Origin of the sequence: Nostoc sp. JL31, assembly GCF_017114965.1 — a bacterium.
In the GTDB taxonomy this organism is placed as follows: domain Bacteria; phylum Cyanobacteriota; class Cyanobacteriia; order Cyanobacteriales; family Nostocaceae; genus Nostoc; species Nostoc punctiforme_A.
Genome location: NZ_JABXKO010000018.1, coordinates 39,629 through 54,008, shown reverse-complemented (window position 1 = coordinate 54,008; position 14,380 = coordinate 39,629). Strand labels below are relative to the sequence as shown.

The window sequence follows — 14,380 nt, the reverse complement described above, 5'->3', positions numbered from 1 at the left end:
GTGCAAAAATCTCAAATTAATCCTAGCTTAAAAAGATGATATTGGCGAAGACTGTATTATGCTAATATTCTCTACGTACTCAGGATTATAACTTGAAGAAAAATATCAAAATCTATCCCTAAACCTGCAAAATTAGGTTTATATAGGTTTTCTTTTGTCAAAAAAATATCAAATATCTTTAAACAAAAGTTTATGATTAATATATTTTTTCTGCTTATATTATTTTCTTCACTTTTAGGGCGAATTAAATTTCCAGGAATAAATATTGGCATTCATTATTTATTACTTCCTGCATTTAGTTTTGGGATCATTAGTTTATCTTTCAAATCTCTACCAGAAGTTGTTAAGAAGCATAAAATAATTTTGATATCTATAAGTCTCATGTATTTGTGGATGTGGCTGTCCTCATTAATGAGCGAGTTTCCAAATATTGCTATTACTTATAGTCTAAAATACTCAACTTATTACATATTATTTTTTGCTTTTTTAGTATTAACCTTTAAAAATATAACAACACTATCTCTAACATTCTATTATCGTTGCATATTATACTTGCTACAGATAATTGCAGGTTTGGGTTTTTTAGAGGTTTTACTTCCCAACAACTGGATTTTTAAATCATTAAAGTTCCCCAGCTTTTATCCTGAGATTGGTTCAATTATGCAAAACCCTAATCAGTTTGGGGTCATAGTCGCCATTGGATTATGTTTAAGCCTGATTTTAGAAAAACAGAATAAGATTTCTAAAATTGAATTACATATAAGCGAATTAATTTTTGTAATTCCCTTAGCTTTATCTGCCAGCGGGAATGGCTGGGTAATTTTCATAATTGGTATGTTTCTTTTGTTGATATATAAAATTATTAGTTTTAGAAAAATGATTTATCTAATCAGCTTGTTGTTTTTATGCATTGTAACTGTACCTGTTTCTACACGGCGAATTGGTTTGGCAGATAGTAAAATATTTCCATTAACTAATGTATTTACAGAAAATTCAAATTTATTAAATCCACATGGGAAAAAGATTATTACTCTTGTAGGAACAGGTATTACAAGGTTTGAAATGTGGCAGGCAGCTATTAATGAAACTATTAAAAGACCATTTACTGGTATAGGCATAGGAGTTTTTCCAGACCAGATAGGAGTGAAAGTTTGGGGAAAGAAAAGTTATCACGCACATAATATATTTTTAAATGTGTCAGCAGAACAAGTAATTCCTGGATTATTGCTATTTACTAATTTTTTAGCGAAAATAGCATTGAAAGTTAAGTATGCTAATCCTTTAATTACTGTTCCAATTATTATGTTTTTAGTGTCTCAAATTCCAGATGTTTTTACTGAAGACTATACTTTTACAACTATTGAGTTTTATTTTATAGCAGCGGCTATCAATTCTCGAAAAGATGTTGTCACCCAATTAAAACCTGAAATTATTGAAAATGCCAAAAAACTATGAGTGCTAAACCTCGTCTTTACTTAATATTTCCGAATATATTTGATTTTAAGGGAGGTATTCAAGTTTACTCAAAATTTTTGCTGCAAGCTTTACAAGATATATATCCTGAAGCCGATTATGATGTGTTTCTCAAATATGATAAGTATAATTTAAAGCAGCCAGATAAATTGCAGTTTTTAAGTTCAACAATATTTCATTATTTTGGAGATTTACCAAAGTTACTACAACCAATTTTATTTGCCACAAAAATAATTATTTTAGCTATTATTCAACATCCTATTATAGTCATTTCCACTCATGTTAACTATGCTATCGTTTGTTATATTTTAAAATTTTTTACTGGAATTCCTTACTGGGTAGTTGCTCATGGATTAGAAGTTTGGGATATCGAAAACAAGGCAACAAAATTAGCTTTAGAAAAAGCAGATAAAATCATTAGTGTTAGTAATTATACTCGCCAGCGATTGCTTCAAGATACAAATATTGATTCCGAAAAAATAGTTATTTTACCTAATACATTTGATGCGAGTAATTTTTCAATCAATTCTAAACCTAGCTACTTACTGAAGCGATATAATTTAACAGATGAACAGCCTGTAATTTTAACAGTAACACGGTTGGGAAGTACGGCAAAATACAAGGGTTATGACCAAATGCTTCATGCTTTAGTTAAGGTGCGGTTGTATCTCCCTAATGTTCACTTCATTCTTGCAGGGAAAGGAGATGATATACCTCGAATTAAAACTTTAGTTACCAACTTAAATCTACAAGATTGTGTGACAATTGCCGGATTTGTTCCAGATAAAGAATTGTGCGATCATTACAATCTCTGCGATGTTTTTGCTCTGCCTAGTAAAGGAGAAGGATTTGGGATTGTTTTTCTAGAAGCTTTAGCTTGTGGTAAACCTGTATTGGCGGGTAATCAAGATGGTTCTATAGATCCCTTAGCTGACGGGAAGTTGGGATGTTTGGTCGATCCTGATAATGTTGAAGAAATTGCCGATAATCTAATTCAAATCCTGCAAGGTAATTGCTCTAATCCAGTAATTTACCAACCCAAATATTTACAAAAAAAAACTATTGAAGCTTTTGATTTTAGCCAGTTTTGTGCAAGTTTAGCAAAGTTATTTAGTGGAAATTAGTTACAATTTAAGAAAATTTGGTAAAAATCATGGACGATTCAGTATTTGTTATATTTCTTGCCTTTGGGTTTCTTTGGGTTTTGATGGGAGTTGTAGGTTGGATTGCGTTTCTAAAATCTGAGGGTGAGGAAATTAAGTTTGGTAAGTGGGGACTTATAGTTGCTATTCCAATCTTAATACCAATAATTTTTACTCTGATTATTGGCGTATTTTACCATTAATAAAATCACTAAAATCTATGTTGTTTACTTTTGAATCGCACCCCTAACTAAAATAACTGTACTTTCTACACCAGAGGCGATCGCTTCGGGAATATTACCTTGAATTGCTTGCTGTAGCAATCCCTCGCGGGAAGCTCCCAAAACTACAACGTCGTAACCTTCGGTTTGCACTAGCTTAATCACACCTTCAGCGACTGAATTAGCTTGTATGGGGAGAGCAACTACAGTACTCGACAATTTGCGGCGACGCATCAAATGGCGGATGGCTTGTTCTGAAATTGACATATCTGGCTTGAGTTCAGATGGGTTAAACACCTGTGTCAGGCGAATTTTCGGATCGTTTCCCAATGTAATTAGAGCTGGTAGCAATTTAATTGCCAGTGGGGAATTGGGGCCACCAGCCACTGGGACTAGCCAACTGTTAAATGAGTGCTGAGTGGGGAGTGCTGAGTGGGGAGTAGTGCCTAATTTGACTAATACAACTTCACAGGTAGCTTGGCGAATTATGGTGTCAACAACGCTGCCAAAAATCCGACCAGGGGTAGATGTGTTACCTTTCCATCCCATTAAAATTAGGTCGATGTGTTGTTCGTTGATTGTCTCCAAAATTGCCTGCGCCACATCGTGGGTAACTCGAATCTGCGTGTGCAAGGGAATTTTCCACTTTTTTGCTAAGACTTCTGCCTGTCTTAGCAAGCGGCGACTTTTTGCTGTTCTTACCTGTGTTTCTGATGGGGAACTGTGGCGGGGTATCAGCATCACTTGCACGCAATCTATTTCATAATGGCGATCGCGGGCAATAGCTGCTGCCATCAGTAATAAAACACCTGCTGTTTCGGGATTTGCTACGGGTACTAATAATCTACCTCTACCAATGCTGGGCGATCGCGTTTGGTAAACTATGTATGAAGGTTCTGGTCGCAGTTTCGGTGTCGCATTTTCACCATTGAGATGATCTGCTTCTGCCCGAATAATATCTGCACGGGTAATAATCCCAATCAGTTTTCGTCTATCTACCACCGGTAAGCGACTGATTTGATAGCGATCGAGTAAATATAGTACATTACTGAGGGTATGAATTGGTGATACTGTCATCGGGACAGATGTCATAATTTCTTTTAAGAAAATATCGGCTAGATTGCGATCGCGAAGTGTGTGGTTTGTACTCTCGCGGATTTTTAACAAGTCTGATTGCGTTACAATCCCCACTAACTTGCTATCTTCTACCACAGGGAAACCGCGATGATGGGAATGAGCAAAAGCTTGCATTGCTTCTTCCAAACTCATCTCTGCATCTAGAGTTTCTACCCGTTCTTGCATCACATCTTTTGCGGTTAACTTGCTTAATGCTCCTTCCATCGCAACTTCTTTGGTGAGAGTAATACCTTTTAACTCCAAAAGTTTCTCATAAAGCGAACCAGGCACTACCTTATCCGCAACCAGGTAAGCTGCAACAGAAACAATCATCAAAGGTAGCACCAGGTTGAAATCTGTAGTCATCTCAAAGACAATCACAATGGCTGTGATTGGCACTTTGGAAACAGCGCTAAAAAATCCACCCATACCCGCTAGGGCGTAAGTCGTAGGAGAACCAACTCCGGTGATATATAACTCAGATACACCGATGATGTGTCCTAAACAAGAACCCAAAATCAGACTGGGAGCGAATAATCCCCCCGGCGCTCCCGAACCAAATGCAATCAGTGTGAGGATGAACTGGGCCGCAAAGGCGATCGCTGCGACGCTAGGATGGGAACCTCCAGTAATTAATGACTCCCGCAATCCCGTATTGTCACGGAAAGATGGAGGGAGCATGGCCACGACAACACCAGAGATAAATCCAGCTAAAGCCACCCGCAACGGTAAGCTGATGTGTAATCTTCTATAAAATTTAATACTAAATATTAAGCCGCGATTAAACAATGCACCAAACAAACCAGCCAAAATCCCTAACAGGATGAAAAAGGGAATTTCTGGGATGGAGAATTGGCTGGAAGATTTTACCAATTGCAAGTTAAGGTCAAGAGAGCCACCACCCAAAAGTCGGGAGATCACGCCACCAATAAAGGAGGCGATAATGGCAGTTCCCAGAGTCAATCCTGATAAATCTTGAAGTAATTCTTCAACGATAAATAATACACCTGCGATCGGGGCATTGAAAGCAGCAGCCAAACCGGCACCCGCACCAGCGGCAATCATCTGCCGTCGATGATCTGGGGAAGTGGGAACCCAACGACTCATTCCTGCTGCCAAACCAGCCCCTACTTGGACAGTAGGGCCTTGCCGTCCCAGAGTCATGCCAGAACCGATGGCGATGATGGCACTGAATAACTTCACACCTGCTACCCGCCAAGATAAATTCACAGGCACATTAGCCAGAGAAGCTTTGACTTGCGGAATACCACTACCAGAAGCCTCTGGTGCTAATCTATCCACCAACCATCCAGCCAGAAATCCCAGGATAAGACCAATTGCAGGTAGTACCAGCCATGCCGGCAAAAGGTGGGTAGTATGCACTCGCCATGTCCCCAGCCATCCCGATCCTACTTTCAGGAAAACCGCAGAGAGGGCAGCAACCAGACCGATAATACAGGCTTCGGCGATCGCTAAACCTCTTCTAGGCTGCCACCAGGTGCGAAAACGCTGATTCATACCAATTTTGGATTTTAGATTTTGGATTTTTTATTACAAATCTTTACTAAAAAGCTGTTCGGTGGAATCTTCAGAGGATCTTTTAAAAGTCGTTGGCAAAATACAGCCGAATTCAGAATTGGCTGCGCCCCGCTGCGCTAACAGAATTCAGAAGTAAAACAGGCTTTATACCTGGCTTTGAGACGAATCGTTGTGTACTTCGCTAACTTAAAATATTTTTGTATAATTCGTTACTACACAATTCCTGTCTCCAATTACGAATTACGAATTATTTAATTGCTTCTTCCCGTGGTGGATAGCCCTTCTACTATCAGAGACGGAGTATAACAAGAACCATTCCAATCAACATCGTTGCCTAGTGTAACCAATTGCTTCAGGGCTGTGTAAACATTACCTGCAACCATCGTATCCTTAACGCGCCCAATTACTTGACCATTTTGGACGCGGTAGCCTAAATCGATGTTGATCGAAAAATCTCCAGAAATACTGCCGCCACCACCCAACATTTGATCGACAATCAAGCCATTATCTAATTGTTGAATCAAATCTGGTAGCGATGCCGAACCTGGCTGGATGAGAAAATTAAATAAACCAGGGGTGGGATAGCTACCTAAACCAGGGCGAAAACCATTTCCAGTCGTGTTAGTACCCAGTTGGGAGCCGGTGGTGCGATCGCCATAGAAATGCTGTAAAGTTCCATTTTGGATAAATACTAGAGATTGAGTAGGAGTGCCTTCATCATCAAAAGGGCAACTGTAAGGGCCAGCTTCTGGATCTTGGTAAATGGTGAGACTGGGTGCCACTACTTCCTTACCCAAACGTTCTGCCCAAGGTGAAGCTACTTCTAAAACTCGCTTGCCATTTAAAGCGGCTTGCACAGTACCCCAAAGCATATCGGCGGCTTTAGAAGTGAACAAAATCGGCACACGACCAGTAGGAGGTGAGATATTTTCTCTAGCCCAAATTAACCGTTGTAAAATTTGGTTAGCTAATCTCTCTGGGTCGAGTTCCCCACGCTTAGTTTGACCATCAGCAACACTTAAAAAATCATCACCGCGTACCAATTCTGCTGATACATAGCAGCTAAGTGTCGTATCAGTGTAGTGACAATCTAAACCCTTGGTATTGACTAGTCTGGTAGTTTCAATATCACATTCCCAGTCACCATTGCATACAACATCGGGATAGGCATCACGGATGAGTGCGATCGCTTCTTTGCCCCAGTCCACCAAAACTTCTATCGGTAAACTTTCTCCTAAATCGGGGTAGGAAGGCTGAAAGTTAGAGCCTAATTCTACAGTTTCCGGTTGATTTAGTTGACTTAGAGCCAGAGCTTTTTCCACCATTACTTCGGCTAAGACAGAACCGTAAGCCACCGTCAGTCCCGGACGCCCGTTTCGCCAAAGCCGTAATGCTGTACCTTCAGATTGGTTAGTTTCTAGCTGTTTGAGTCGGTTTGCCTCAAAAAACACTGGGCGAGAAAGCGATCGCGACTGATACACCTCAGCAGCTTCTGCTCCAGATTTTATAGCTAGTTCCAGCAACTGTTCGGCTAGTGTATCTTGTGACAAATTTTCAGAATCCATGACCCTTAGTGAATTGTGGATTTTGAACCGCATATCAACGCTGTCTCTTGAGAAGTGCGATGTCTACGACGGGCTACGCCTACGCACTTTCCAGTGATGAACGCAGATAACTATCCAAAAATCATCAGTGTTTCTTTACAGTTACGATTTGAAACCGCAGATCAACACTGATGGACGCAGTTAATTATCCCAAATCATTGTCATGTCTCAACGGATCTAGTCATTTATCATTGGTCATTAGTCATTAGTCGTTTGTAAATGCCCAATGCCCAATGCCCCATGACCCATCCCCAATTTTCAAAGATTAACCTCTTGCAACAGCCAAAAACCAGCAAAAGATTCTGCTTTAGGATCGGACTGTACACCGATAAAATGTACTCCATTCGCTTTTTGCTTGGCTTCTTCAAAACCTTTAGCTTCTGCTAAGATTTGAGGTTTTTTAATATTTGCCACAATCCAGCTTTCAGTTACACCAGTTTCTAAAACCAATCTTGCCTCTTCGCTGCTGTCAAATCTTAGAAAAGCTAACTCCAAACCAGACATCCAGCCAGCCAAGGGCAACGCTCTCGATGAGAAAATCAAAATACCAGGAATACGGGCTTCGGGTGAAACTTTCGCCAACTCTAAAGGAAAAGCTTCACCAAAGCCAATTTCCCACTCTGGCATATCAGCAAAATCCGCAGCATCTAAAGTAACAAATACCCACTGCTGTCCTTCCAAGGCATCTGGTAAACGTTGCGGCAAAGGTTTCTCCAAGCGGACTGAGGGATTAGTCCCCCCTTGATACCCTGCCTCTTGAGGATACACTTCTTCCATCCGCTGTTCTAACCATTGGTTGAGAACCAAAGTACGGCGGCTAGGCTGGGCGGGAATACCCAAATCTTGGCAAGCTTTAGTAATCATATTGTTCATTTGGCGGCGGAAAAAGCGGATTTTAATTGGTGCTTTTCCAGCTTGGTCAATAGCCTCCTGCAATGCTGTCCGCAACCAGCCCGAATTTACCTGGGTACTGGGACAATATTGAGCATAGCGAAACAAAGAGTCTACTTTTGCGCCAATATCCAAGGGGCTTTCGCAGACTAAGACTTCCCAAACTTTTTTTTGATTAGCGTCCAAAATCGGACGAGAGTAAAAATCGATTTCCCAAATACTGCCCATGTTTTGCGGTAAAAATCTGGCTGTTATGTTTTCCTGATATGTTGATCATACGAGTGTTGGGGCAGCATTAAGCATTGAGAATGGGGCATGGGGCATTGGGCATTGGGCATTGGGAATTGGGAATTGGGATGAACGGAGTTCTGAGGAGGAACAAAACCCAACATTTAATCCTTGTCCATGTTGGGTTTAACCCTGTTAGTTTTATAATCGGCGTGAACTGAAACCATTATTTTCCCGAAGGTTTATGAAAGTTTGCGATCTAGTCACGATTGATCCAAACGCCTCTGAGTCCAGCTGCCTTAGCTGCATAATAGTCTTCTACAATGCTATCGCCGATATGCCACGCCGCCTCTGGGGAACATTTATGTTTGTCTAAGGCAATGGCAAAAATTTGCGGGTCGGGTTTAGCTGCACGTACCTGCGTAGAAATGGTGACGGAGGTAAAAAACTCTCTCAATCCCAAACTTTGCAATACTGAGTAAATCCGAGAATCAAAATTGGACAGCACTCCCAAAGTAACTCCCAACCGCCGCCAGTTGATTAAAGCTGGCAAGACATCGGGATAGACAAACCACGGTTCGCCAGTGCCAAAGTGAATGTAAAGTTCGCTAAAAAAAGCCGAAAAGTCAGAAAATTCCTTAAGAACACCTGCACTTTCAAAAGTGTTCAGGGCAATTATCCGCCACCAATCAAACTCGCGCTGGGGAATATCTTGCAGTTCTGCATCTGGAAATATTGGTGGCGGCGCAGCTTTAAAGCTTTTAATGAAGGCTGTATTCAATGTTTCGGCTGAAACTGTAACGTCAAATTCCTGAGCTATCTGACTATAAACTTTGCCCACACCACCTTTGACATCGAAGAGTGTACCCACAGCATCTAAAAAAATAACTTTCGGTTGTTCCATCAAACTTTGAAAATTTTGAATGTTGAATTTTAGATTTTGGCTTGTTAAGAGCTTCTGTGGGTAGAGTCTAGCATCTGCTAAGTAGATTGGCGGAAATAAAACAAATCATCGTAAACATCTTGGTTTTTACCAATGCCCAATTCCCAATTCCCAATGCCCAACTTTGAAAGTTATCGAGAAAGTATTTCTATAATCGGACGGACTAGCCAATTAAAACCAACTTTCAGCTGATGGTCTAAAGTTGGCAATCTATATAAATAAGCAGCACGGCGAGCGACGTATGCCAAGGGACCATCTAGTTTAATTCCCAAACCAGTGAGAGTGGCGTTGTCTATTCCTAGTGCCATCATTTCTCCTAACTGTTGGTAGTGGAAGGGAAGGAGAGGGCGATTAGTCAGAGTTGCCCAGATATTCCAAGCAGTATAATCAGCTTGTTGAAAAGCTGCTTGTGCAGTAGCGGGGACTTGCTGTCCTTCAGCATCATGACAGTCTGCTAAATCTCCCAAGGCAAAGATTTCTGGATGGTCGAGGACTTGCAGATTGGATGTAGTGGTGATTTGACCACGCTGATTTTGCTTGAGAGCAAGAGATTTAACTACAGGTGCAACCCTAGTTCCTACAGTCCAAATTACCAAATCCACAGGAATCGTATCTAACTGGTTTTTGTACTCTAGGGAAATGCTATTTTGTTCGATTGATTCTACTTTGGTTTCTAAGTCAAGAAATACACCACGGGCATCTATAGCTTTCTTTGCTGCTTCCCGATTAAACTCTGGGGAAGTTCGCAAAATTTGGTCGGCAATTTCAACGATCCGAAAGCGTCCTCTTTCGCCTAGTCTGTCGGCTAATTTACAGGCTAACTCTACACCGCTGTAGCCAGCCCCAACGATCGCTACCCGAATTTTATCAGCATCCGATTCTTCTAAAAATCGCAGGCGTTCTTCTAAACGATAGGCATCAGAGATTGTGCGGAATGTGTAGGCATAGGCTGCTGCACCAGGGACTAAATCTAGCGGTGTCTCACCTCCTAGCGCCAGCACTAATCGATCGTAAGGGATTTCCGGGCCTTCTTGGATATTTACCCGTTGCTGGTCGATGTCAATTCCAGACACAACCCCTTGATAAAAACGCACCCCTGTTCCTTGTAAAAGTTCTTCAAAGGGTGGGGCAATTTCCCAGGTTTGCAGTTCGCCAGTGAGTAATTCGTAAAGTAAAGGAGAGAATAGGAAGCGATCGCTTTGATCTACCAGAACAATTTCTGGTTTTTGCGTAGATTCCCAAGGTAATTGGCTTAACCGTAGGGCTGTGTAGAGACCACCAAAGCCTCCGCCAAGGATACAAATTCTAGAAGTTTGTTCAGTCATCTATTCTATGCTATGCAACAATCAATATTAATTAGGCAACTAACTTCAGGGTAACTGAAAGTTTAGGGTTCAAAACCCTCCATTTGGATGAAGGGTTTTGGCATCAGGTCACGGGAATCACTTTACAGAATTCTTGAAACAGTAGGTTAACTACCTTGCTCATCAGTTTTCCCTGAATATGCTTACCACCTAGCAACTTCTCACCTTGCTCAGTGACGTTAGCTTTGAGTGAATCGCGGTAGTTAATTAACTCCTTAGTCAGGTCATTGCTTGGAAGCCTTCCAGTTTCTACACCAGTTAGCACGTATCACTGGAGCGACCTCAACCCATTGTGCTTACTGGGCGTGAAAACGCTAGTGAGAGACAAATGGAGAAACGTCTATGGGACGAAGAATGGAAACGAACCCAAGCCGAACGAACGGCACGAAAAAATGCTGAGAAGTCTGTCAGATTGATGAAATTCTCTTGTGCTTCTGGAAACGCTAAACCAGCTATTACCAAGGCGACTATGACAGAAATTGCTAACGAAATTAAAACCACTTTTTTATCAAGTACCAGAGGAATAACTTACACAACAGGGAATAAATCAGCTAGTTACACCGACCCTGATAATGGATTTCCCAAAGGGAATTATTTACTGGTAAATTCCAGAACTGACGCAGTAGAAATTTATCAAAAAATTTGTAACGTGATTGACGTACCCTTTCAAGCAGAAAGGGAGACAAACGCCTTGACATTCACCTACAAGACTACGTTAATTACAAGGATGCAAATTTATGAGCCACAACGGCTTCGGTGATCTGAGCGAGCATAAGTGGCAGCGATCTGAGAGCGAATTTAATGCCATCAGGCAGAGTATCAAAGAACTTCAGGGCTTTTTGAATAGAACAAACGACTTTAAGGTTCGGGAATAACTCTCTGGGGATTCTCATTAGTAATATTTGTCGTGAAAACCAGTTCATCTATTTCCTAGAACACATCAGCTTCTACTTGCAAAAAAAAATCATAGTCTGACTTGCCAATTAATTCTTCTCGGCTATGACCGACGAAATCACAGTAGCGATGTTGCCAACGCATTCATCAACGGTGATGCGGCTTTTTTGAGTAGCATAATTGATACGAAACCTTAAAGTACTTACGGTATCGTCAAATTCGTAGATTAGACTAGAACCACAGGGTAACAATCAAAGGAAGATTATGATGAGCGATCGCGACTATACATTAATCATTGACAAAAGCGGTAGTATGTCTACACCCGACCAAGTGGGTGGTAGAAGTAGATGGGAAATCGCTCAAGAGTCTACTCTGGCTTTGGCCAGAAAAGCCGAACAGTTCGACCCGGATGGCATCACCGTTTACGTGTTTTCTGGGAGATTTAAACGCTACGATGATGTCACTTCAGCCAAAGTCGCCCAGATATTTCTCGAAAATGACCCTTCTGGCACAACGAACTTAGCAGGTGTACTCCAGGATGCCCTCAATAACTACTTTCAACGCAAAGCAGCCGGTAAAACCAAGCCAAACGGAGAGACAATTTTAGTCATCACCGATGGTGAACCAGACGATCGCAAGGCTGTATTTGAAGTGATCATTCATGCTACTCGCCAGATGGAACGTGATGAAGAATTAGGAATTTCGATTATTCAAGTAGGTTCAGATGCTCAAGCAACTAAGTTCCTCAAAGCCTTGGATGACCAGTTACAAAGTGTTGGCGCTAAATTTGATATTTGCGATACCGTCACTTTAGATGACTTAGAAGAAATGAGTCTTGTAGATGTATTGACGAACGCAATAACTGACTAATACAGCAGAATTCAGGATTCAGAATGGGCTACGCCCCGCTACGCTAACAGAAGTAAAACACGCTTTATACTTGGGTAACAGACTTCGCTTGTATACCTCACCAACTTTAAATCTGCTGTATGTTTGGCGATCGCCCATAGTTCAGTAACTGTTAATTCTAGATTGGAGAATTGAATAATGCTAGAAAATCGTGACTATACCTTGATTATTGACAAAAGCGGTAGCATGGCAACCCAAGATCAAAAGGGTGGTAGAACTAGATGGCTTGCAGCCCAGGAATCTACTTTAGCTTTAGCTAGTAAGTGTGAGCAATTTGACCCAGATGGCATCACTATCTATGTATTTTCTGGTAAATTTAAACGATACGAAAACGTCACATCCAGCAAGGTATCACAAATTTTTCGAGAGAACGATCCCTCTGGTACAACTGACTTGGCAAGTGTGTTAAAACATGCAACTGATGATTACCTTCAACGCAAAGCAGCCGGTCAAACCAAGCCAAATGGTGAAACAATTTTAGTAGTTACTGATGGTGAGCCGGACGATCGCAAAGCAGTAATGAGGGTAATTATTGAAGCTTCTCGTCGCATCGATCGAGATGAAGAATTAGCTATTTCTTTTATTCAAGTTGGTACAGATCAACAAGCTACCCGCTTTCTGAAAGTCTTAGATGATGAACTCCAAAGTGCTGGTGCTAAGTTTGATATCTGTGACACCATTACTATGGAAGATATGGAAGATTTGAGTCTATCGGAAGTGCTACTCAATGCTATTAATGACTAGCTATATTATTTATTAGGAATTGCAAAAATGGATTCCATTGATAAGCTATTAGCTGAACTCCAAACTGAATGTAAAGAAGTACAACCACAACAGCAGCAACCAAAATCAGCCACAGCCAAATCGTTTATGCCATCATCGCCAAAGTCAGCATCTTTTATGGATAAGCTTTTGGCAGATGTTAAGGCTGATTTTGCCGAAGAGGATGCTGCTATTGAATTAAAAAGACAGCAAGAACTAGAACAGGAACGAATTCGACAAGAAAAAATCAAAGCCAAACAAATAGAAGGTTTAAAAGTGCAGGCGAAAGAATGGTTAGCCAAAGTAGATCCACTTTCGTCTGAAGGACTTTGGTTTGAAAGGTTTGCTGAAAGTTACCCTTCAAAATTAGAGGCAGCGATTGAATATTTAAGAAGCAATGAATGAATTCAAAACTCAATATCTGGCTCATGAATCTGCTTGCTTGAATTGAAAATTAGCAATTATTATTTAAGTTAAGTAAGCGCCAATAATTAAAAGATAGTGTAGAGTGTGTTACCGCGTTAGCGTAACGCACCGAAAACCTCAATTTTTACGTTACAGAAGCCGTAACACTACAGTTGTCATTTATTATTTATAATCAATATTAATGATGACTTGTTTGAGCTAAATGTTGCACAGCCCATTCGTGCATAGCATAGAGAATTGGTTGCAAAGTTTCTCCTAAAGGTGTCAGTGAATATTCTACCTTGGGTGGAATCTGGGGATAAACTTCTCGATGAATAATTCCATCTTCCTCCATTTCTCTGAGTTGCTGGGTTAGCATCTTTTGCGTAACTCCAGGTAAAGCTCGTTGCAACTCACCAAAGCGTTTGACACCTGTCATTAATTCTCTAATAATCAAAACTTTCCAGCGTCCGCCAATCACTTTTAGGGTAGTTTCTACTTCACAAGTCAGCCTGAAATGGTTTTCTGCTTCAGCTTTCATAGTTTTTTTTGTAGGAATAACCCGGCTCAGGTTTGCTGAATATACCGCTAGTTATCTGTTACTTGTTCATAACTAGTGTAGCAGCTGCGGGAATATGACAATACAGTAGATGCTTGCTGTCTTTTGCAGTCCACTGAACGCGGATGTTTGATTGTTACTGTTACAGAAGCAATCAAAGTGCGATCGCTTGTTTTATAATCGGAGAGGATGTCTAAGAAGCTTTAGATAATGAGTCCCAATCTCTAACAGAATACGCCGATAAACTAGTAGTATACAGCAACAAAAATCTCAGGTTAAGAAACCCCTGGCTAAGGAAAGTTTGAGCCAAGGGTAGTTCATCATTAGTTA

14 protein-coding genes are annotated in these 14,380 nt (G+C 40.8%); 7 read left to right on the top strand and 7 right to left on the bottom strand.

Annotated features, from left to right (window positions below):
* Nucleotides 1–192: 192 nt before the first annotated feature.
* From HWQ43_RS03160 to HWQ43_RS03150, 3 genes are read left to right on the top strand one after another with little or no spacing between them, the layout of a single operon-like run.
* Entirely contained in the window at nt 193–1,455 is a 1,263-nt protein-coding gene (locus HWQ43_RS03160) for an O-antigen ligase family protein (RefSeq protein ID WP_292730130.1), read from the top strand.
* The gene (locus HWQ43_RS03155; protein ID WP_292730129.1) at nt 1,452–2,597 is read left to right on the top strand and encodes a glycosyltransferase family 4 protein; all 1,146 of its coding nucleotides are present in this window, start codon (nt 1,452–1,454) and stop codon (nt 2,595–2,597) included. Before HWQ43_RS03160 ends, HWQ43_RS03155 begins: the two co-directional genes overlap by 4 nt.
* A gap of 29 nt (nt 2,598–2,626) precedes the next feature.
* Nucleotides 2,627–2,818 (top strand): hypothetical protein, encoded by a 192-nt coding sequence (locus HWQ43_RS03150; RefSeq protein ID WP_292730127.1) that lies wholly within the window; start codon nt 2,627–2,629, stop codon nt 2,816–2,818.
* A 24-nt stretch (nt 2,819–2,842) separates the two neighbouring features.
* Here HWQ43_RS03150 and HWQ43_RS03145 read toward each other — a convergent pair whose 3' ends face one another.
* The 6 genes from HWQ43_RS03145 to HWQ43_RS03120 all read right to left on the bottom strand — a co-directional run bounded on the left by HWQ43_RS03145 (nt 2,843) and on the right by HWQ43_RS03120 (nt 10,786).
* On the bottom strand, nt 2,843–5,470 hold the full coding sequence (locus tag HWQ43_RS03145) for a chloride channel protein (RefSeq protein ID WP_292730125.1): 2,628 nt from the start codon (nt 5,468–5,470) through the stop codon (nt 2,843–2,845).
* A gap of 272 nt (nt 5,471–5,742) precedes the next feature.
* Nucleotides 5,743–7,056: a TldD/PmbA family protein gene (locus HWQ43_RS03140; RefSeq protein ID WP_292730123.1), complete on the bottom strand. Its 1,314-nt coding sequence runs from the start codon at nt 7,054–7,056 to the stop codon at nt 5,743–5,745.
* Nucleotides 7,057–7,353: 297 nt separating this feature from the next.
* Nucleotides 7,354–8,214 carry a Tab2/Atab2 family RNA-binding protein gene (locus HWQ43_RS03135; protein WP_292730121.1) on the bottom strand — a complete coding sequence of 287 codons (861 nt, stop codon included), beginning with the start codon at nt 8,212–8,214 and terminating at the stop codon, nt 7,354–7,356.
* A 259-nt stretch (nt 8,215–8,473) separates the two neighbouring features.
* Nucleotides 8,474–9,118: an HAD family hydrolase gene (locus HWQ43_RS03130; protein WP_292730118.1), complete on the bottom strand. Its 645-nt coding sequence runs from the start codon at nt 9,116–9,118 to the stop codon at nt 8,474–8,476.
* Nucleotides 9,119–9,288: 170 nt separating this feature from the next.
* On the bottom strand, nt 9,289–10,482 hold the full coding sequence (locus HWQ43_RS03125) for an NAD(P)/FAD-dependent oxidoreductase (RefSeq protein ID WP_292730115.1): 1,194 nt from the start codon (nt 10,480–10,482) through the stop codon (nt 9,289–9,291).
* A 103-nt stretch (nt 10,483–10,585) separates the two neighbouring features.
* Nucleotides 10,586–10,786, bottom strand: a complete 201-nt coding sequence (locus tag HWQ43_RS03120) for a hypothetical protein (RefSeq protein ID WP_292730113.1) — start codon at nt 10,784–10,786, stop codon at nt 10,586–10,588.
* Nucleotides 10,787–10,849: 63 nt separating this feature from the next.
* On the opposite strand from HWQ43_RS03120, the gene HWQ43_RS03115 reads away from it, so the two are divergent.
* The 4 genes from HWQ43_RS03115 (at nt 10,850) to HWQ43_RS03100 (ending at nt 13,491) form a co-directional block, all read left to right on the top strand.
* Nucleotides 10,850–11,281 (top strand): hypothetical protein, encoded by a 432-nt coding sequence (locus tag HWQ43_RS03115; protein ID WP_292730110.1) that lies wholly within the window; start codon nt 10,850–10,852, stop codon nt 11,279–11,281.
* 398 nt (nt 11,282–11,679) lie between these two features.
* On the top strand, nt 11,680–12,285 hold the full coding sequence (locus HWQ43_RS03110; RefSeq protein WP_104910068.1) for a VWA domain-containing protein: 606 nt from the start codon (nt 11,680–11,682) through the stop codon (nt 12,283–12,285).
* A 177-nt stretch (nt 12,286–12,462) separates the two neighbouring features.
* Nucleotides 12,463–13,068 (top strand): VWA domain-containing protein, encoded by a 606-nt coding sequence (locus tag HWQ43_RS03105; protein ID WP_292730107.1) that lies wholly within the window; start codon nt 12,463–12,465, stop codon nt 13,066–13,068.
* A 27-nt stretch (nt 13,069–13,095) separates the two neighbouring features.
* Complete coding sequence (locus HWQ43_RS03100; RefSeq protein ID WP_292730104.1) at nt 13,096–13,491, top strand: hypothetical protein; 396 nt, start codon at nt 13,096–13,098, stop codon at nt 13,489–13,491.
* 199 nt (nt 13,492–13,690) lie between these two features.
* Here HWQ43_RS03100 and HWQ43_RS03095 read toward each other — a convergent pair whose 3' ends face one another.
* A complete protein-coding gene (locus HWQ43_RS03095; protein WP_292730101.1) occupies nt 13,691–14,032 on the bottom strand; it encodes a helix-turn-helix domain-containing protein in 342 nt (113 codons plus the stop codon).
* Between the last annotated feature and the right edge of the window lie 348 nt (nt 14,033–14,380).

Excerpts from the sequence above, each read along its gene's own strand:
- HWQ43_RS03110 (WP_104910068.1), top strand. The coding sequence starts at position 11,680 with ATGATGAGCGATCGCGACTATACATTAATCATTGACAAAAGCGGTAGT.
- HWQ43_RS03115 (WP_292730110.1), top strand. The coding sequence starts at position 10,850 with ATGGAGAAACGTCTATGGGACGAAGAATGGAAACGAACCCAAGCCGAA.
- HWQ43_RS03150 (WP_292730127.1), top strand. The coding sequence starts at position 2,627 with ATGGACGATTCAGTATTTGTTATATTTCTTGCCTTTGGGTTTCTTTGG.
- HWQ43_RS03140 (WP_292730123.1), bottom strand. The coding sequence starts at position 7,056 with ATGGATTCTGAAAATTTGTCACAAGATACACTAGCCGAACAGTTGCTG.
- HWQ43_RS03145 (WP_292730125.1), bottom strand. The coding sequence starts at position 5,470 with ATGAATCAGCGTTTTCGCACCTGGTGGCAGCCTAGAAGAGGTTTAGCG.
- HWQ43_RS03100 (WP_292730104.1), top strand. The coding sequence starts at position 13,096 with ATGGATTCCATTGATAAGCTATTAGCTGAACTCCAAACTGAATGTAAA.
- HWQ43_RS03130 (WP_292730118.1), bottom strand. The coding sequence starts at position 9,118 with ATGGAACAACCGAAAGTTATTTTTTTAGATGCTGTGGGTACACTCTTC.
- HWQ43_RS03095 (WP_292730101.1), bottom strand. The coding sequence starts at position 14,032 with ATGAAAGCTGAAGCAGAAAACCATTTCAGGCTGACTTGTGAAGTAGAA.
- HWQ43_RS03125 (WP_292730115.1), bottom strand. The coding sequence starts at position 10,482 with ATGACTGAACAAACTTCTAGAATTTGTATCCTTGGCGGAGGCTTTGGT.
- HWQ43_RS03160 (WP_292730130.1), top strand. The coding sequence starts at position 193 with ATGATTAATATATTTTTTCTGCTTATATTATTTTCTTCACTTTTAGGG.
- HWQ43_RS03155 (WP_292730129.1), top strand. The coding sequence starts at position 1,452 with ATGAGTGCTAAACCTCGTCTTTACTTAATATTTCCGAATATATTTGAT.
- HWQ43_RS03105 (WP_292730107.1), top strand. The coding sequence starts at position 12,463 with ATGCTAGAAAATCGTGACTATACCTTGATTATTGACAAAAGCGGTAGC.
- HWQ43_RS03135 (WP_292730121.1), bottom strand. The coding sequence starts at position 8,214 with ATGGGCAGTATTTGGGAAATCGATTTTTACTCTCGTCCGATTTTGGAC.